This window comes from Sulfurovum sp. TSL6, from assembly GCF_019972115.1.
Taxonomy (GTDB): domain Bacteria; phylum Campylobacterota; class Campylobacteria; order Campylobacterales; family Sulfurovaceae; genus Sulfurovum.
In genome coordinates, this window is sequence record NZ_BPFJ01000003.1 from 239,479 (window position 1) to 257,691 (window position 18,213).

The 18,213-nt window shown below is 38.6% G+C and carries 22 protein-coding genes; 11 read left to right on the forward strand and 11 right to left on the reverse strand.

All coding sequences use genetic code 11. The annotated features are described in order from the left end of the window. The first annotated feature begins 4 nt into the window (after positions 1-4). The 5 genes from rimM (at position 5) to LDM93_RS10155 (ending at position 3,278) form a co-directional block, all read left to right on the forward strand. The gene (rimM, locus tag LDM93_RS10135) at positions 5-532 is read left to right on the forward strand and encodes a ribosome maturation factor RimM (protein WP_223892290.1); all 528 of its coding nucleotides are present in this window, start codon (positions 5-7) and stop codon (positions 530-532) included. 4 nt (positions 533-536) lie between these two features. Beyond that, positions 537-1,232, forward strand: coding sequence for a tRNA (guanosine(37)-N1)-methyltransferase TrmD (gene trmD / locus LDM93_RS10140; protein ID WP_223892291.1), 696 nt, complete (start codon positions 537-539; stop codon positions 1,230-1,232). Continuing rightward, on the forward strand, positions 1,222-1,581 hold the full coding sequence (rplS, locus tag LDM93_RS10145) for a 50S ribosomal protein L19 (RefSeq protein WP_223892292.1): 360 nt from the start codon (positions 1,222-1,224) through the stop codon (positions 1,579-1,581). Before trmD ends, rplS begins: the two co-directional genes overlap by 11 nt. Before the next feature lie 202 nt (positions 1,582-1,783). Continuing rightward, a complete protein-coding gene (locus tag LDM93_RS10150; protein ID WP_223892293.1) occupies positions 1,784-2,347 on the forward strand; it encodes a hypothetical protein in 564 nt (187 codons plus the stop codon). Positions 2,348-2,354: 7 nt separating this feature from the next. Further along, positions 2,355-3,278: a hypothetical protein gene (locus LDM93_RS10155; protein ID WP_223892294.1), complete on the forward strand. Its 924-nt coding sequence runs from the start codon at positions 2,355-2,357 to the stop codon at positions 3,276-3,278. A gap of 2 nt (positions 3,279-3,280) precedes the next feature. Here the strand turns inward: LDM93_RS10155 and LDM93_RS10160 are convergent, their stop codons facing one another. Both LDM93_RS10160 and smpB read right to left on the reverse strand, forming a co-directional pair. Next, positions 3,281-3,763 carry a HugZ family protein gene (locus LDM93_RS10160; protein WP_223892295.1) on the reverse strand — a complete coding sequence of 161 codons (483 nt, stop codon included), beginning with the start codon at positions 3,761-3,763 and terminating at the stop codon, positions 3,281-3,283. A 7-nt stretch (positions 3,764-3,770) separates the two neighbouring features. After that, the gene (gene smpB, locus LDM93_RS10165; RefSeq protein ID WP_223892296.1) at positions 3,771-4,232 is read right to left on the reverse strand and encodes an SsrA-binding protein SmpB; all 462 of its coding nucleotides are present in this window, start codon (positions 4,230-4,232) and stop codon (positions 3,771-3,773) included. A 48-nt stretch (positions 4,233-4,280) separates the two neighbouring features. Here smpB and truC point away from each other — a divergent pair, with 48 nt between their 5' ends. The 5 genes from truC to LDM93_RS10190 all read left to right on the forward strand — a co-directional run bounded on the left by truC (position 4,281) and on the right by LDM93_RS10190 (position 8,452). Further along, complete coding sequence (truC, locus tag LDM93_RS10170) at positions 4,281-5,027, forward strand: tRNA pseudouridine(65) synthase TruC (RefSeq protein ID WP_223892297.1); 747 nt, start codon at positions 4,281-4,283, stop codon at positions 5,025-5,027. Positions 5,028-5,135: 108 nt separating this feature from the next. Beyond that, the gene (locus LDM93_RS10175; protein WP_223892298.1) at positions 5,136-5,702 is read left to right on the forward strand and encodes a RimK/LysX family protein; all 567 of its coding nucleotides are present in this window, start codon (positions 5,136-5,138) and stop codon (positions 5,700-5,702) included. An 11-nt stretch (positions 5,703-5,713) separates the two neighbouring features. Then, positions 5,714-7,243 (forward strand): inactive transglutaminase family protein, encoded by a 1,530-nt coding sequence (locus LDM93_RS10180; RefSeq protein WP_223892299.1) that lies wholly within the window; start codon positions 5,714-5,716, stop codon positions 7,241-7,243. 3 nt (positions 7,244-7,246) lie between these two features. Continuing rightward, complete coding sequence (locus LDM93_RS10185; RefSeq protein ID WP_223892300.1) at positions 7,247-8,188, forward strand: alpha-L-glutamate ligase-like protein; 942 nt, start codon at positions 7,247-7,249, stop codon at positions 8,186-8,188. A 30-nt stretch (positions 8,189-8,218) separates the two neighbouring features. Continuing rightward, on the forward strand, positions 8,219-8,452 hold the full coding sequence (locus LDM93_RS10190) for a VF530 family DNA-binding protein (protein WP_223892301.1): 234 nt from the start codon (positions 8,219-8,221) through the stop codon (positions 8,450-8,452). A gap of 32 nt (positions 8,453-8,484) precedes the next feature. On the opposite strand, the gene LDM93_RS10195 is transcribed toward LDM93_RS10190, so the two are convergent. The 4 genes from LDM93_RS10195 to LDM93_RS10210 form a co-directional block, all read right to left on the reverse strand. Then, entirely contained in the window at positions 8,485-9,447 is a 963-nt protein-coding gene (locus LDM93_RS10195; RefSeq protein WP_223892302.1) for an acyl-CoA desaturase, read from the reverse strand. 100 nt (positions 9,448-9,547) lie between these two features. After that, positions 9,548-10,450, reverse strand: a complete 903-nt coding sequence (locus LDM93_RS10200; RefSeq protein ID WP_223892303.1) for a 4-(cytidine 5'-diphospho)-2-C-methyl-D-erythritol kinase — start codon at positions 10,448-10,450, stop codon at positions 9,548-9,550. Between the two features lie 113 nt (positions 10,451-10,563). Then, a complete protein-coding gene (gene truB, locus LDM93_RS10205) occupies positions 10,564-11,394 on the reverse strand; it encodes a tRNA pseudouridine(55) synthase TruB (RefSeq protein WP_223892304.1) in 831 nt (276 codons plus the stop codon). Positions 11,395-11,544: 150 nt separating this feature from the next. Further along, positions 11,545-13,611, reverse strand: a complete 2,067-nt coding sequence (locus LDM93_RS10210) for an ATP-dependent helicase (RefSeq protein ID WP_223892305.1) — start codon at positions 13,609-13,611, stop codon at positions 11,545-11,547. Between the two features lie 212 nt (positions 13,612-13,823). On the opposite strand from LDM93_RS10210, the gene LDM93_RS10215 reads away from it, so the two are divergent. After that, positions 13,824-14,726, forward strand: a complete 903-nt coding sequence (locus LDM93_RS10215) for a LysR family transcriptional regulator (RefSeq protein WP_223892306.1) — start codon at positions 13,824-13,826, stop codon at positions 14,724-14,726. Between the two features lie 8 nt (positions 14,727-14,734). On the opposite strand, the gene LDM93_RS10220 is transcribed toward LDM93_RS10215, so the two are convergent. The 5 genes from LDM93_RS10220 to yidD all read right to left on the reverse strand — a co-directional run bounded on the left by LDM93_RS10220 (position 14,735) and on the right by yidD (position 18,189). Then, a complete protein-coding gene (locus LDM93_RS10220) occupies positions 14,735-15,196 on the reverse strand; it encodes a hypothetical protein (protein WP_223892307.1) in 462 nt (153 codons plus the stop codon). A gap of 10 nt (positions 15,197-15,206) precedes the next feature. Beyond that, positions 15,207-15,809: an aminotransferase class IV gene (locus LDM93_RS10225; RefSeq protein ID WP_223892308.1), complete on the reverse strand. Its 603-nt coding sequence runs from the start codon at positions 15,807-15,809 to the stop codon at positions 15,207-15,209. After that, the gene (gene cysK, locus LDM93_RS10230) at positions 15,809-16,729 is read right to left on the reverse strand and encodes a cysteine synthase A (protein ID WP_223892309.1); all 921 of its coding nucleotides are present in this window, start codon (positions 16,727-16,729) and stop codon (positions 15,809-15,811) included. Before cysK ends, LDM93_RS10225 begins: the two co-directional genes overlap by 1 nt. 109 nt (positions 16,730-16,838) lie before the next feature. After that, positions 16,839-17,849: a dihydroorotase gene (gene pyrC, locus LDM93_RS10235; protein WP_223892310.1), complete on the reverse strand. Its 1,011-nt coding sequence runs from the start codon at positions 17,847-17,849 to the stop codon at positions 16,839-16,841. After that, positions 17,827-18,189, reverse strand: coding sequence for a membrane protein insertion efficiency factor YidD (gene yidD / locus LDM93_RS10240; RefSeq protein ID WP_223892311.1), 363 nt, complete (start codon positions 18,187-18,189; stop codon positions 17,827-17,829). The genes pyrC and yidD overlap by 23 nt, the downstream gene beginning before the upstream one ends. Between the last annotated feature and the right edge of the window lie 24 nt (positions 18,190-18,213).

The following is an 18,213-nucleotide window of genomic DNA, read 5'->3' on the forward strand; positions in this document are numbered from 1 at the left end:
TCTTATGTCCAATGACAAATTTTTTATCGCTCAAATAGGGCGAACTATTGGACTTTGGGGCGACCTCAAATTTCATCTTCATACAGATTTTCCAGAACAGTTTAAAGTAGGTCAGACCTATAAAAGTGACCGTGGAAACCTTACTATCGCAGATATCAATTTTACACGTGGTACGATTCGTTTTACAGGGTATGAAAGTATTGACTCTGCAAAAAAATTGACCAATACCAAACTTTATGCCAATGAAGCACAGACAAAAGAGCATTGTGAACTGGGTGAAGGTCAACACTTTTGGTTTGATGTGATCGGCTGTGTGGTTAAGCAGGATGATGAAGTATTAGGTGTGGTAGATGATATACAACGTATGGCAGATACAGATTATCTTTCTGTGAAAACAGATGCCAGTTTGATCGAAGCAGGTTTGTCTAAACAATTTTTGCTTCCTTACATCGAACGTTACATTATCAAGATAGACACAGAAGAAAAAATAGTCTATACGAAAGATGCTAAAGACATTTTAGAGGCGAGTTGATACGATGAAATTTTCCTTTGTTACTCTGTTCCCTGATCTTATCAAAGGGTACTTTTCTGAAAGTATTTTAAAACGTGCTATAGAAGATGAAAAAATTGCTATAGATTTTTACAATCCGCGTGATTTTACTACAGATAAACACAACCGTGTGGATGCACCGATGATAGGTGGGGGAGCAGGTATGCTGATGACACCGCAGCCTTTGATGGATACGCTTCGTAAGGTAAGAGAGACTTCTCCAGAGGCACATGTAGTGTTTGTTTCCCCTGTGGCTAAACCTTTTACACAAAATGATGCGAGACGTTTAGCAAAAAAATCGCATGTTGTACTGGTAAGTGGACGTTATGAAGGCATAGATGAACGTGTGATAGAAGCTCAGGCAGATGAACTTTTTTCCATAGGAGATTTTATCTTAACAGGTGGAGAGCTGGCAAGTATGGTGGTTTGTGATGCGATTAGTCGTAATGTTGAAGGGGTATTGGGGAACATTGACTCTTTAAGTATAGAGAGCTTTGAAGAATCACTTTTGGAAGCCCCTTCTTTTACGAAACCTAAGAATTATGAAAACAATGAAGTGGTTTCAGAATTCCTAAAGGGTAATCATAGTAAAATCACGGACTTAAAAAGAGGGCTTGCTTTGTGTAAAACAAAGTATTTTAGGCCAGACTTATACAAAAAAGGTATAACACATGAGAAATAAATACATTGAAAGCTTTGAACAAGCACAAGTAGAAAACAGAAATATTCCAGCATTCAGAGCAGGTGATACAGTAAGAGTAGCCGTTAGAATTAAAGAAGGTGAAAAGACAAGAGTTCAGAACTATGAAGGTCTTTGTATCGCAATCAGAGGTCAAGGAACAGGTAGAACATTTATGGTGAGAAAAATGGGTGCTAACTCTGTTGGTGTTGAAAGAATCTTCCCACTTTACTCAGACTCTATCGAGAGTATCGAAGTACTTAGAAGAGGTAGAATTAGAAGAGCTAAATTATTCTATCTTAGAGAGCTTAAAGGTAAAGCAGCAAGAATCAAAGAACTCAGAAGAAAGTAATCTTTCTTTATGCTTCACAGCATTTTCGGCTAAATGGGCTTTGTTCCATTTGGTCACTTACTATTAGTAAGATCCCGCATTCCACAAAACCCATTTATCCAAAACTACTACAAATCAAAAAGAAATATTTACTTCCTTAGGTACAAAACTTTTTTAATTAATCGCTATAATATTTTAAAATTTATTTAGGGATACCTCCATCATGTTATCAACTTTCAAACACAAACTTATTTTACTTCTACAACTCCTGCTTGTTATCACTTATATTATCTTTGAAGAGTTGATTTGGGAGGGAATTGCAAAGCCTATCTATGAAGCTATTCATTCACTAAAAATCCTTCAGAAGATCGAACTGAAGTTAGAGACAGTAAACCCTTCTGCCATTCTTTTTATCTTTGTTGTTTTACTCTCTATTGTGGAGGCATTTGGTATTTATGCTGGGATGTTGTTTGTAAGCGGACAAATGATCTTAGGTCTGGTGCTGTATATCTCCAAGATACCTATAGCCGCATTTACTTTTTGGCTCTTTAGAGTGACAGAAGAGAAGCTTATGCAATTTGGATGGTTTAAATGGACGTATGACTGGATCATGAAAGCGATTGACTGGATTAAGTCTAGTGAGATACATCAGAAAACCATAGCATATTTAGTGCAGATGAAGATGTACATAAAAGCTTTAAAAGAAAAGTACTTTGCAGGTAAAAGTCCGTTTATAGAGAAAATGAAACAGCTTTATAAGAGACTCAAAGCGTTATTAAGAAAATAGATCGAAGATGAAAAAACGACTTCTCTTATGGGGGCTACCCTTATTTATTGTTATCATCATTGTACTCATGGGTATTGAGGAGAGTCGTACCTTTATGATAGCGTTATTTTTGAGAATCGTACTGTTTGTAAAGAAAAATTTTGTTGCGTTGCTGGCTGCATTTTTTCTTGTGAAGGGAAAGTTTATTCTAAAACTTTTTCTGAAAAAGATAGCTATACTTTCAGCCACCGGATTAGGGAAACGCTATGTGGTAGAAAAAGTGATCATGGGCAATGTCAAAACACATTTTTTAGATCATCTTTCTGATGATATCAAAAGGTTGGTCAGACATGCAAAAAAGAATTTTAAGAACTTTTCTTTAGTGAAAAAAATGATGACTGTTTTTGTTTTTCTCGGCTCATTGGGTTTCATTGGTAAGTTCATGGGTGGGATGCTAGCTGTGAAAGTTTTTGTTGCAAAGGTATGGAGTTTTTTACTGGCGATATTTCTTAAAGTAGGTACAGCAGTTACTTATTTCTTTACAGATTATTTATGGGGAAGTTGGCTTGCCCCTCTTGTTGAAGTAGTCATCTTTACATGGTTGCTCTCATGGATGGAAAAAGTACCGTTTCTGGCCAGGGGATTACGTAAAATATATGCTTTTTTTGTATTTTGGTTTGGCTGGGTGGAGTATTATGTGGAAAAGATATTTCATATTCCTCTCAAAGGATTTTTAAAGTGGCTGGTGAAAAAGATACAAAATAGTATTTATCATTTTATAGGAGTTGAAGGGGTATCAGCATGGCAAAGATTAAAACAAAGAAGAACGCTCAATCCAAGTACTTACACACAGCTCTTAGAGAAACGCAACAAAAGAATGCAAGGGAAAAAAGAGGGTACATATATTTCTCATCATGAAGTGTTATTAGCAAAGAGAAAGCATCAAGAGTAAAACTATTTGTGGCCTTTGTCCCCGCTTCGTGTTACAAGCGTATTCATCTTTGGACCGCCTATATGGTAGGCTTCCCCAAATCCGAAGGTTGCTTCACCGTAAATGGGCTTGAGCGCATAAAGGTTAAAGTCTTTCATGCCCATAAGCATCGTGACCATATTGGCATCAAATTTATGTTGGAAATGTTTCATAATAGCGTTAAATCTCTCTTCATCTCTAGAGATAGAAGTGACATCGCATTGCAGTGAGATGCGTTTTCTTGCAAAGATATTTTCACTCTTGCTTTCATCTTCTATAAAAAGTGCAGAAGCCTGTGGTGTAGCTTGTAGGTTTTTTGCATGTGTGGCAATGCTGGAGATGAAGATATAGACGTGTTCCCCATCATAGTAAAAAGGTGCATAAGAGGAAAAAGGATAGCCATTACTGCCTTGTGTTCCTAGAACAACACTCTGATATCCAGCCAATAGTTCTGTAAGTGTTTTCATACTGCTGTTAGTAATCTTTACTTTTCATCGCTTGCTGTGCTTCACGTTTGAGTGTTTTTTCTTTCATGTCGGCACGTTTGTCATGAAGTTTTTTACCTTTGGCGATCGCGATGCTTACTTTGGCGATGTTACGTTCATTGAAATAGATCATAAGTGGTACGATGGTCAGGCCGTCTTTATGTACTTTGACATAGAGTTTTTCCAGCTGTTTTTTATGTAAAAGCAGTTTTCGTGGTGCACGTGTATCTGGAGTAAAATATTTGCTTGCTGTTTCAAGGTGAGCAATATGGGCATTCATAAGATGCAGTTCACCTTGGATGAATCGGCAAAAAGCATCTGCAAGGTTGGCTCGTTTGGCACGTAGAGCTTTGACTTCAGCACCTGAGAGTACAATACCCGCTTCAAACTTCTCAAGTATCTCATAGTCGTGTCGGGCTTTTTTGTTTTGTGCTATGATGTTGATAGCCAAATCGTTCCTTTAGTCTATATTTTCCAGAATTATATCATATAATTCACTATGAATAATGTAGAAACAAACCCCTTGGAAATACTCTATCAAGATGAATATTTGGTTGCGATCAATAAACCATCAGGTTTGCTTGTACACAAGTCTCCCATAGACAAACATGAAACACAGTTTGCATTACAAATGGTACGTGATCAGATAGGGCAGTATGTCTATCCCATACACCGTTTGGATAAACCGACTTCAGGGGTATTGCTTTTTGCATTGGATGCGCAAATGGCTCAGACGATGTCTCTTCTCTTTCGTTCATCACAGGTATATAAAGAGTACATTGCTGTCGTACGCGGGTTTACCGAAGATGAGTCACTGATAGACTATCCGCTTAAACAGATGTTAGATACCAAAGAGCAAAAGAAAAAAGGTATTACCAAAGAAGTACAAGAGGCACAAACGGCATATAAACGTATGGCTACAGTGGAGTTGCCTTTTCCCGTAAGCCGTTACCCTGTTGCACGCTACTCCTTGGTAAAACTTTTTCCGAAAACAGGAAGAAAACATCAGCTCAGACGACATATGAAACACATCTTTCATCCTATTGTAGGGGATACAAAACATGGGAGAGGTGAACATAATACACTTTTCCGTGAAAAGTATGCATGTCACAGGCTTCTGTTGCATGCAAACAGGATCTCATTTAACCATCCTGTACATAAAGAAAAATTAGTCATAGATGCCATATTCGATGATACCTGGCAGAGATTATTTAAAGGATTCGGATGGGAGAAGGTCGTTTATTAAAGCAGTTGTACGCACTTACTATCCCATTAAAACATCACTACTCTATGAGGTATACTGTATCTTCTTCTATGGTATAATGATAGGAATATTTAATATGTGGAGCATAGAATGATTTTACCAAGAAGATGGTATTACAGTGTACTATTTTTGTTTTTGTTTTGTACTGCATCTTTTATTGAAGCAAAAGAAGATACAGCAGTCTCACTAGAACAAAAAAACACGTATGTCAATCTAAATACCGAAAAACCAGATTCTAAGATAGTTATAGGTGCACTAGAGTATGTTCGACTTGTACCTCCTAATGTGGTACTTAAAGCGCGAATTGACACAGGTGCAAAAACAACATCTATCGATGCACGGGACGTCACTCCTTTTGAACGTGATGGAAAACAGTGGGTGCGGTTTGTCTGTGTGTCCGGGGAAAAAGAGTATACGATCGAGAGAAAAGTGGTCAAAACAGTGCAGATCAAGCGTCATGGAGCAGAGTCACAAGATCGTTATGTTGTAAAGATGCGTATCATACTTGGTAATGTATCTCAGCTTATCTCTGTGAACTTGAGTGATAGAGATGACTATAAATACCCTGTACTTATAGGACGTAATTTCTTACGCGATTTTTTTATGGTTGATGTTGCAAAAAAATATCAATTTAAACCTATGTCTTTACCTAAATAACAAGGAAACTCATGTCTAGAAGATTTCAAGTATTACTTATTGCCCTGAGTTTGGCTTTTACAGGATTTTTTATTGTTTGGTATAAAGTCGGAGTACTAGGTATACCCTTCTTACCGCATGAAAAACGTTCAGTCTATAAAATTGGAGCAGAGATCTCTTTTGAAGGTAAGAATAAACCTGTTCTGGTATCCATGGCTTTACCAGAGCCTCAAGAAGGAATTCAAATACTTTCTGAAGATGTTGCATCATCAGGTTTTGGTTATGCTGAAGCACAAACAGAAACAGGTAAAAGAGCAGAATGGAGTAAGCGAAATGTTTCAGGGCCTCAAATACTTTACTATTCCATTGAAGTCTTTATGGAACCAGGAGATTATAAACCCAAATTACCTCTTGTGTCTTATGAACAGAAGACTGAAACACTGAGTGATCTTCCTGATACATTAAGAGATACAGCAAAAATTCTTCTGGATGATGTACGGTCCAGATCAGCAGATACACACTCATTTGCAGCACAATTGATTCATGATTTCAATGCAAAAGAACCTTCCCAGGCAGTAAAAATACTGCTTGCACAAGGCGGAGAATCCAAATTTGAAATAATCTCCCGCCTTTTACGATATAGAAAAATATTGGTACGAAAAATCCATGGACTCTATTTGGAGAGTGAACGACGCAATATTGCATTGACGCCTATGCTTGAAGTATATGATGGAAAGAAATGGCAACTTTATGATTTAAAAAAAGGAAAAGTTACAAGGGATAAAAACTTTTTTATCTGGCAACATGGCGGTGATTCAGTGATTGAAGTCACTGGGGCAACAAAATCCCATATACGCTTTTCACTCAATGAACGCCAAGTCCCGGTTGAATACCTTCTTGATAAACAAGAACTTCTAAAAAAAGCTGCGGTACTGGACTTTTCACTCTTCTCATTGCCTGTTTCAGAACAAAATGCATACAGGCATATACTATTGGTGCCTTTTGGCGCATTGGTGGTGGTATTACTAAGGATACTAGGAGGATTGAGAACATCAGGAACTTTCATGCCGGTTTTGATAGCTTTGGCTTTTATGGAAACAACATTATCTGCCGGACTGATCATGTTTATTTTGATCGTAGGAACTGGATTGGTTATTCGTTCTTATTTAAGCAGTCTAAACCTGTTACTGGTGGCAAGGATCTCAGCTGTGATGATCGTGGTTATTATGATCATGTCATTCATGAGTATTTTAAGTTTTAAACTAGGGATCAAAGAAGTACTCACGGTGACATTTTTCCCTATGATCATCTTGGCCTGGACGATAGAAAGAATGTCTATACTCTGGGAAGAGGAAGGTGCTAAAGAGGTTTTTATTCAAGGTGGTGGCTCTTTGATAGTAGCAATATTCGCTTATTTTGCAATGACCGATCCTTTTGTTTCGCATATTGCTTTTAATTTTCCAGAGTTACTTCTGGTAGTACTAGCATTGATCATTATGTTGGGACGCTATAGTGGTTACCGTATAAGCGAACTCATCCGCTTTAGATCCATGGTGGACTGATATATGTTTGCTAATCCTTTTAAGCTTAAAAAGCTGGGCATATTGGGGATGAATAAACGCAACATCCATTATATAGGAGCACAAAATGATCGTAAGTACTACCCCTTAGTAGACAACAAGCTCAAGACCAAGGTGGTTGCCCAAAATGCAGGTATATCTGTGCCTAAATTACTTGTAACTATCGAACGCCAGTCACAACTGCGTAACTTAAAAGATATGTTAACCGGTCTTGATAAATTTGCACTCAAACCTGCGCAAGGAAGTGGGGGAAAAGGTATTTTGGTGATCATAAAACGTGAAGGTGACGAATTTATTAAAGCAAATGGGCAGAGACTTGAACTTAGAGATATTCAGCGTGATATCTCAAATATTCTTAGCGGTCTCTATTCACTTGGAGGAAAACCTGATGTTGCTATGATAGAAACATTGGTAGAATTTGACCCTATTTTTGAACGTTACAGTTACGAAGGTGTTCCCGATATCAGAGTCATAGTCTATAAAGGTTACCCAGCTATGGCTATGTTACGCTGTTCAACCAAAGAAAGTGATGGCAAAGCTAATCTACATCAAGGTGCAGTGGGTGTTGGTATTGATATGGAATCAGGAAAGTCACTTTTTTCTGTACAGCATGGTATGCCCGTAACACATCATCCCGATACAAAGTATGATTTTTCAGAGCTTGAAATACCGCATTGGGAGAAGATACTCACCCTGGCAGCATCATGCTATGAAGTCACCCATTTGGGATATTTGGGTGTGGATATCGTACTAGACAAAAACTTAGGACCTTTGATCCTGGAGCTCAATGCCCGTCCCGGACTGGCAATACAAATTGCCAATAGAACAGGTGCAGTAAAACGCTATGATGTGATTGATAATCAACCAGCAAATTTAGATGTGACGCAGAGAGTAAAATTCTCTATGAGCCATTTTGGTACGTCATGATAAAAGAAATTCAAAGGATGGAGATAAGTGATGAGTGATGAACATAAAAACAATCCTTTGCACGGCATTAAACTCAAACAGATACTCGAAGAGTTGCAAGAAGAGTACGGTTGGGAACTGTTGGGACAGTTTGTAAACATACGATGTTTTAATTATGATCCCAGTACCAATTCATGTTTAAAATTCTTAAGAAAAACACCTTGGGCAAGAGATAAAGTTGAAGCGTTGTATCTGCTTATGCTAAAGAAGAAAGAAAAAGAGTGATAGTGGCTTCTTTGCAAAAATCGTGTGTAAGATCAATACGCTTTTAACGCATTATTGATCTGTATATAGGCCATCACAGGTGTCGTTTCAAAATAGGGTATATCGTATTTTCGTGCGAACTCTTTTGTCATCTTCTGTACTTTAAGGAGATTAAACCGTGGTGCTTTGGGAAAGAGATGGTGCTCTATCTGTGTATTGAGTCCGCCATAGAACCAGTGTATTAAAAAACCGCCTTTTAAAGAACGGCTTCCCCTCATCTGCAGTTCCATCCAAGAAACATTTTTGGCTTCCTCTTCATTCAATGTCTCACAGCCCAAGTGGTTGGTAATGAAACCAAAAGCAAGCCATGGAGAGAGCACAAAATTGAGTGTAAGTGCTACTATAAATGTATCAAGTGCACCTATCTGGTAGAGTAATGTTCCCCAAATGAGCGGCCAGTGAAGCAGCATAAGGGCAAACTCACCCCAGAGTTTTCGGGTGATCACAAATTTGTATGATTGCGCAATAAATGCAGGAAACATAAAAAACATCGCGCCCCAAAAGATGAGATGTTTATATTTTTTGATAAAAGGTTTGTTCCCTTTGTTTGGTGTAAATGCACCATCAAGCGCACGGATATCTGCATCTTTTTCTACGATGTTACAGTATGTATGATGGTTGACATTGTGTTTATAGTCCCACCATGAAGAGGAGTTGCTTAGTATGAGTGCTGAAAAAGGATAGCTGAGCTTTTTGGAAAGGGATTTATTTTTGAAATACTGCGTGTGCAAGATATCATGAGAAACAAATACGGCACGCGTGAAAAGCAAAGTGAGAAAGAGTCCTAAAAGTATGGGATGCCAAAATACTGCAGTTGCAAGTGCAGCTGTCATAGAGACAAGAATAGCGAGCATTTCTATGCTACCGCGAACAGGTACACGCTCAAGCAGACCGGCATTACGTACTTGTTCTTTGAGTTCATCGAAATTATAAGGATATTGGGGGAGTTTAGACACGATTATTTCTTTTTATTTAATTTGCGTATTATAACCAGTATAGGTTAATGGATTATGTCTTGGAGAAGATAGGTACAACATACAATGACGATGTATCACTTTAAGCCAGACGAAAAAATGTACTTCCACTACCTGAAAAGAACCATCCTTCTTTAGCCTCTTTTTTTAACTCAGGATACGCGATGAGTGCAGCCTTATAAAGATCATTCAGGATGATTGGATCTGCAATACTTTCGAGTAAAGTTTTTGAATCAAGTTTGTCCCATCCTATGAAAGAACTGAGGGTAATATCATCCAGAAGATGTTCTTTAAATGTTTTGTAGACCAGAGCAGTGTCACACCCTATCTCTGGGGTATAAAGTTCTAAAGATAGAGGTTCCTCCTCAAAAGGTTCAACGATCTCCCCAAAGCCGCTGACGTTTGCCGAGGCGTAATTGTAGATGAAAAAAGGGAGGTCCGCACCTATGGTACTTCCGAGTTTGGCAAGTTCTTCAGTACTGATGAGAAGGTTGCATACCTCTTTGACCAAACGCATGAAGGCTGCGGCATCAGAACTTCCTCCGCCTAAACCTGCCTGACTTGGAATACGTTTGGTGACGACGACTTTATGTTTATAAAAGAAGTTGAGTATATCTAAGTCACCGGTATAGTCGTTAAGTGCTTTGTAGGCTTTGAAAATGGTGTTTGATTCAAGAGGTACATTCTCACACCCTTCTATGGTAAACGTATCACATTCACAGGGTTCAAAGACAATAGTGTCATAGAGGTCTTCCACACACATAAAACGCGAGAGCAGGGTATGATAGCCATTTTCATGTCCAGTAATTTTTAAAAAAATATTGACTTTGGCATGGGCTCTGATACTGTATCCTGAATCCGTTTTTTCTATAGTTGATGGTCTTCTATGTGTAGTAGAGGTATTGTCATTTCCGTTATTCATCCCTGCGGGAAGAGTATCGATATCCCAGTATCCACCTTCATCACCACCTTCAAAACCACCCATTAACAAAACCCTTTTTATAAAAATTGGATGCGTATTATACTATAAAAAAGATTGGTAGTAAAACCTCACTGCAGAGTCGTAGTTTTGATCTTCATAGAGCTTGACTGGCTGGATCAGCATGCTTCAAATTTTGGGATACGGTTAAATCTGTATTTGACCTCTTCACCCATGATTTCGATAATAGAAAAAAAGTTTGAAGTCTCGATGAGATAGACTCCATCGTCTTTTGTTTCAAAATACTCTACAGAGAGTTTTTTACCCAGTTCCATATACGCTTCTTCACCCGTATAGACATTGGAAGGAATCGCTAAATGCGTAAAGGGGTTCAGTGCTTTTTCATCATCAAAGTAGAATTGTCCTTCATGGATACGATGCAGGCTTGAGAGTGTACCGTCTACCCCAAGTTTATCTGCAACAAGGGCACCAAGACTGCGTATATAGGTACCTTCACTCACTGTAGCCTCGAAGTGTACAAAAGGATGGTTATAGTTGATCAGTTTGATGTCGTAAATCGTGGATGTGATGGTCTTCAATGCGACTTCTTGACCCTCACGTGCAAGTTCATACGCACGTTTACCATTGATCTTTTTGGCACAAAATTTTGGCGGATAATAGGTAAGTTCACCTTTGAGGGAGAGCAATACTTCTTCTACCTGCTTTTCTGTAAAGTGAGGTACCTCTTTAATGCTATCTATCTTCTCTATATCAAGACTTGGAGAGTTTGCCCCTAGCCATAGTGTAGCTTTATAGCTTTTAGGCGTTTTATTGAGGTATTGGAAGAGTTTGGTGTATTGTCCTGTAGCCACAATGAGGCATCCTGTCGCAAAGGGGTCAAGCGTACCAGAAAAGCCCACTTTCTTCGTCCCGTATTTATGTTTGACATACCCCATATATCCATTGGAAGAACGGAAGATAGGTTTATTGACTACAAAAAGACGGTTCATGTAACCTTCCCATTAAATAATGTCACGGCGAACGCCCTTGAAAGCGAAGCGATTCGAGAGCCGTGGCGATTTTTGCCTACTTTTGTAAAAAAGTAGATAGAAAAATTTAAAATAGTAGTCAGTTTTGGTTGTATCATAGAGTCAAACATTTTATATGGATTGCACAAATGAACTGAGTATCTCTTTCTTGTTCCCGCCAAAGTTGATAAGCAGTTTATACTCTTTACCGGATTTATTGGCAGCCTGTACACGTCCGATCCCAAAGATCTTATGTTTAACGAGGTCCCCTTTTTTGAAAGCGGAACTTTTAGTGATCTTGAGGCTTGTATCTTGAATGAGTCCTGCTTCACCCAGGAAACGGCTCTTGTCAATCATTTTACGTCGGCCTTTGTAAAAACGACTGTCGACATAACACAAAGTCAGATCTGATTTTGCTCTTGTGATCGCGACATAGCCCAGACGACGTTCTTCTTCCATGTTGGAACCTTCACCCAGAAGAGGGAAGAACTCTTCTTCCAATCCTATGACAAAAAGGTGTTCAAATTCCAGTCCCTTGGCCGCATGGATACTCATGATGGTAATGGTATCTTCTTCAACCTGGTCCTGGTCACTCTGCAGTGAAATGTCATTGAGGAACTCATCCAGTGTAAGGTCAGGGTTTTTGATCACAGCATCCCTGAAGTACCCGTAAAACTCATCAATATTCAAGATACGGTCAAAACCGTCAACCATACCGGCATAATGATCTTTGAGCTTGATACGCTCTTCAAAGAGTGTAATGAAGTTATCCAGTTCATTTTCCAAGGCTTCTTGTAAAAACGTGATGTCTTCGACAAGTTTACCTAAAGCAGTGGCTACTTTTTTACTGATGACAGAAGGAAGTTCACCTTGAACCGATTTATCTATATATTCATATATTGACATTTTATGATCAAATGCAGCTTTTTGAAGCTTCTCTATAGAAGCTTTACCGATACCTCTTTTAGGTTTGTTGATAATACGTATAAGAGAGAAGTCATCATGTGGATTGGAAAGCACTCTTAAGTAAGAGATGAGGTCTTTGATCTCTGCACGTTCATAAAAGCGCATACCTCCAATCAGTTTGAAGCCTAAACCAGCTTTTGTAAAACCCTCTTCAAGTGAACGTGACAACGCATTGATACGGTAAAGTACGGCTATCTCGTCTGGGTCTGCACCTTCATCAAGCAGTTTTTGGATCTCATGTGCAATGGCCTTGGCTTCCATTGATTCGTCGAGTGAATGGAGAAGCTTGACCTCTGGACCGGACCCTTTATGCGAAGTGAGTTTTTTACCCAAACGTGTGGAGTTGTGTTCTATAAGCGTATTGGCAGCTTTGAGTATGGGTTCCGTAGAACGGTAATTTGTTTCAAGTTTTACGGTTTTGCACGTCTCAAAGTTATTTGAAAATTCTAAGATATTACGAATGTTTGCACCTCTCCATCCGTAAATACTCTGATCATCATCACCTACCACACAGAGATTGTTATGTTCAGAGGAGAGCAGTTCAAGGAGCTGGAACTGCAGTTCATTGGTATCTTGGTACTCATCTACCATGATGTACTGGTATCGCTGGCTTGTCTCTTTTCTGAGTTCATCATTCTCACTGAGTATCTTGTGGGTGAGCATGAGAAGGTCATCAAAATCTACAAGGTTGTTCTCTTCGATGTTCGCTTGATATTTGACATAAATATTGGCGATTTTTTTGTAGTCAGGAAGTTCAGCTTTTTCCAACACAAGCTCAGGGGAGAGAAGTGAGTTTTTATATTTTGAGATCTCAGAAGCGATAAATGAGATGTTGAGGTCGACTTTTAACTCTTTGGCTATGGAACGTAAAAGACGTTTTTTATCATCACTGTCTATGATCACAAAGGCATTGCTTCTACCCAGTTTTTCAATATGAAATTTTAAAAAGAGCAAGCCAAATTTGTGAAAGGTACATAAAAGTGGAGGATAAGAGACTTTTTCGGGCATCAGTTTAAGGGCACGCTCACGCATTTCCGCAGCAGCTTTATTGGTAAAAGTAAGTGTTAAAGTGTTTGCCGGGTCAATCCCTACTTCACCCACAAGGTAAGCAAGTCTGGTCGTCAGTGTTTTTGTCTTTCCACTGCCTGCTCCTGCAAGGATAAGCATCGCACCGTCGATATGTTCAACGGCCTCACGCTGTGATGGGTTTAATGCATTTAAAATTGTTTCCATGAAAGTTATTGTGCTCCTATATAGTATTAATTATACCTTTAAATTGATTAGAAGTGCCATAAAGTAAAAAATTGGAATTTTAATAACACGTTAAATAAAATCATTCTAATAAGAACAACTTATGTTTAATTAAGTATAATTAGATATAATAACTTTCTTAATTTATTTATGTATATATTTAAGAATTAATTTAGAGTTAAGGACATTATTCAATGTTAAAAGATTTTGTAAAATTAGAAACATTTTTAACTGTAGCGCGTGAGAGAAGTTTTTCTAAAGCTTCTGCAAAGTTAGGAATTTCACAACCGGCTGTTACACAGCAGATCAAGTTTATTGAAAAATATCTTGGGTGTAAGGTGATCGAACGTAAAAAGAATGGTATTAAACTCACGAATGAAGGTGAAGAGCTTTATAAGATAGCCACAAGACTTGAAAAAGAGATACTCTCTTCAGAACAGGATATACTTAAGATCATCAATAAAGAGATCACATTTAAATTAGGTGCTTCTTATACTATAGGGGCATATATTATTCCTGGTCAATGTCTTAATACGATCGCTGAAGCGATCAACAACAGTGTAAATTTGGATATTGATCGAAGTGATACCATTATAGAAAAACTGAAAGACAGAAAGTTAGATGTGGGTCTGATCGAATCACCTCTTTTTGATAATGATCTTATTTACAGAGAGTGGTTGGAAGATGAACTTGTCGTAGTGAGTAATGTGCCTATAAATAAAACACTCAAAACAGAAGAGCTTTATGACTTTGATTGGATCTGTCGTGATGAGGGTTCACATACAAGACGTGTTGTTTCTGAAGTATTTGATGAATTGGGTGTTTCATGTAAAAGTTTTAATGTACTAAGCGAAGTAAATAACAGTGCTACTGTACTTCAAACGATCAAGAAAAGTGAAAAAAATCCAGAAAAACCGGTCGTATCTATCATTTCGAAATATGCTATTATGGACGAAGTGGCTAATGGAGAGCTTTTTGAAGCAAGACTTAGAGGTTACACGATGAATCGTAAATTCTTTATTGTCTATTCTAAAGAAAATAAACATAATGCGTATGTCGACAATGTCGTTAATTACATCTTAGCAGGTCGCTGCTAAGATCCAATCTATTTTTTATTCTTGAGAAGTTTTTTATTCTCAGGATTCTTTAAAAGTGCTTCCATTGAAGATTTTTTGGATGCACTTTCTTCTTTTTTCTTTTCACTCTCTATCACCGGATCCGCAAGATTGATGACGATAGGATTATCCCCTACAAAGAGCTGTTTTATTCCAAGTAGAGGTAAGGATACCGTTGAACCGAAATTCTCACTTCCAAACCCTGCTTCAAAAGAGAAATACTCTTCATTGAGTTGCGCACTTTCAAAGGTAAAACCACTCAATATAAAAAGCACAGTATCATCAAAAGAGTCTTTGATATCCGCAGGAAGTTCGGGTGTAAATGTGACATATTTCATCTCACATGCCAATGCAAATTCCTGATCTTTGTTCAATAGAAATTTAATGGTTTCAAAGATATGTGACTGGATGAGAGTACGATATTCAGGCGTTTGTAAAAGGTTAATGGTCATTATGTACCCTTTATGGTATTTGGTATGGTTCGATATTTAGAATTTTAAATCCTATCATAGCATTCATTAAAGCTACTTGTGAGTAGTCTCGGAGGTCTTCTTTCTTGATCTCTTTTGTTTTGAGAAATCCCTCATCGATCAATTTGGCTCTCATCGTGCCTTCAAGCAGAGGGTTTACGGGGGTAACCCACTGTTCCCCATCAAAAAAAGCAATATTGGATATGGTGGTGTCGGTCAGATAGCCTTTTTTTTCTATGATGACCTCATCGACATCTTTGTTGGATTCAAGCAAAGCATTTAATGCATCTCTATTAGCATATTTTAAACTGTATTCAATGTCTGAGGAGACGATTTTTACCTTTTGAATCTCTTTTGGTGTGTAGGGTATATACTCTATAGAGTGTAAGACTTTTCCGTAAAGGATACGACAACGATATAAGCCCTTTTTGGGGGCATCTATAAAGGAAGAGAGATCGAGTGTATCATGACAGTCAAAGAGTATTTGACGGCTCTTGTTACACCGATGCTGATGGTAGCCAATGTTATGTACTGTTCCATCTTCTATCTTGATCGTTTCAAGTAAAAGAGGTGCTGCTGAGCGTTCTTGTGACATTAAGTGTCAAAGAGTTCCGTAGAGAGATAACGTTCAGCCGTATCACAGAGTATCGTGACGATGGTTTTACCTTTATTTTCCGGTCTGCTTGCTATGACATGGGCTGCATGCAGGTTTGCTCCTGCTGAAATACCCACAAGTAAGCCTTCTTCTCTGGCAATTTTTTGTGCCATGGAAAAAGCGGCTTCATTGCTCACTGCAACGATGTCATCATAAATTTCTGTATTGAGTATCTCAGGGACAAACCCTGCACCGATACCTTGAATTTTATGCGGTCCCGCCTGTCCCCCTTCCAGTACAGGAGAATCTGAAGGTTCAACGGCGATGACCTGAAGTGAAGGTATCTTTGTTTTGAGTATCTCTCCAGCACCGGTCAGTGTCCCCCCTGTACCTACAGCAGCTATAAAGATATCTAGGTTTTCTGCTGTGTCATCCAGGATTTCAAATGCAGTTGTTTTTCGGTGAATATCTGGATTGTTTGGATTGTTAAATTGTTGAAGTACTTTTGCATTGTCTAATTCTTTTTCCAATGCAGATGCTTTAGAGATAGCCCCACCCATACCTTCTGAAGCTGGGGTAAGAACAAGCTCTGCACCTAAGTGCATAAGAATTTTACGACGTTCTATACTCATAGACTCAGGCATGGTCAAAATAAGTTTAAGGCCTTTTGATGCACAAATGGCTGCAAGACCGATGCCTGTGTTTCCGCTTGTCGGCTCAATGATGGTAGTGTTCTGATCAATGTCACCTGACTTTAGTGCTTCATTGATCATGTTAAATGCGATTCTGTCTTTTACCGAAGAGGTAGGATTCATAAATTCACATTTACCTAAGATAGTTGTACCTGTCTCTTCTGAAAGTGTATTGATCTTGACTAAAGGCGTATTCCCTATCAGTTCTTCAATATTGTTTGCAATCATTTACCATCCTTGTTCATTTGTCTTATGTTAGCAGGTTATTTTTGAGTACGTGCTTTAAAGTCATCATTTTTATCATCATTGTAGTTAATATTCAAACGCTATGAATCACTTATGTATCTCTTACATCTTTGATACTGTAAGCCAATGTTTCATCTGCATACATAGGGACTACACCATTGTAATCTGAAGGTACGGTAAATGCTTTTTTCTCAAGGATAATGGTTTTACTCACAGGTGTGACGCCGTAGATCTTTTGGGCATTACCTGAAACAAAAGCCTGGAGATTTTCCAGTGGTGCATTTTCATTTTCAAAAAGTTCAGCCAAGACCTGCAGGGCGATAGGTGCAGTAAAAACACCTGCTGCACATCCACAAGACTCTTTGGCATGTTTTGGATGCGGAGCAGAATCTGAACCGAACATCACTTTAGGGTGTGCTTCCAGGGCGACTTTGAGAAGAGCACTTCTGTCTTCTGGACGTTTGGCTATAGGTTTACAGAAGAGGTGCGGTTTAAGCATGCCTCCGGCTACATCGTCAAGGGTGATGATCAGATGATGCAGGGTAATGGTTGCATAAAGGTTTTCAAATTTATCTAACGCTTCGACACTCTCTTTGGTGGTTATATGTTCCATAATGATCTTGAGTTTCGGAAAGGCAGTGGCCAGTTTTTCATAGATACTGACAAATTCCGCTTCTCTGTCCATCACAAAACCATTGGTCTCCCCATGGACACACAGCGGTATATTCAATTCACTCATTGCTTCGAGTGCAGGACGCAACTCTTCTACATCAAAACCGCTTACTCCACCTTCGGAGTTCGTGGTGATACCCGCAGGATAGAGTTTGATCGCTGTGATCTCATCTTTGACTGATGCTAAAAATGCTTTGTCATACGAGGGTTTGAAAAAAAGTGTCATATAGGGTGTGAATTTTTCATCACCTATGTTTGCCATGATACGCTGTTTGTAGGCGATCACTTCTTCTTTGGTGCTCACCGGGGGCACAAGATTGGGCATAATAATAGCACCTGAAAAAGTATGGGCACTCGTTTGAGCGATTTTCTCCAACATCTCTCCATCTCTGAGATGTAAGTGCATATCAAGCGGTGCGGTTAATTGCATCAAAGTCCTTTATTACATAATAGTTTGTATTGTCCTGGTCCATACTTTTGGGTACTAACCAATAGATTATATTAATTTTGCCACAAAATGCATTAAGTTTGAGTAAAGCAGTAGGCTTTGGAGGTTTGAAGTGAACCAAAGGGTAGTCTATTCCCCCTTTAAACAATTGATTGCACCGTAAAATACGCAAAGAGCTTGCGGTGAATGCTTTATGCGGTAGATTAAACTCAAACTGCCATTTGGCATATTCTGAACAAGAAGGATAGTAACGGCAGCTTGCAGGTAACATTTTTGAGATGTATTGATAGCCTTTGATAGGTGCTAAAAAGAAGTTTTTCATGGCGTATTATAGCTCAAAAAGGCG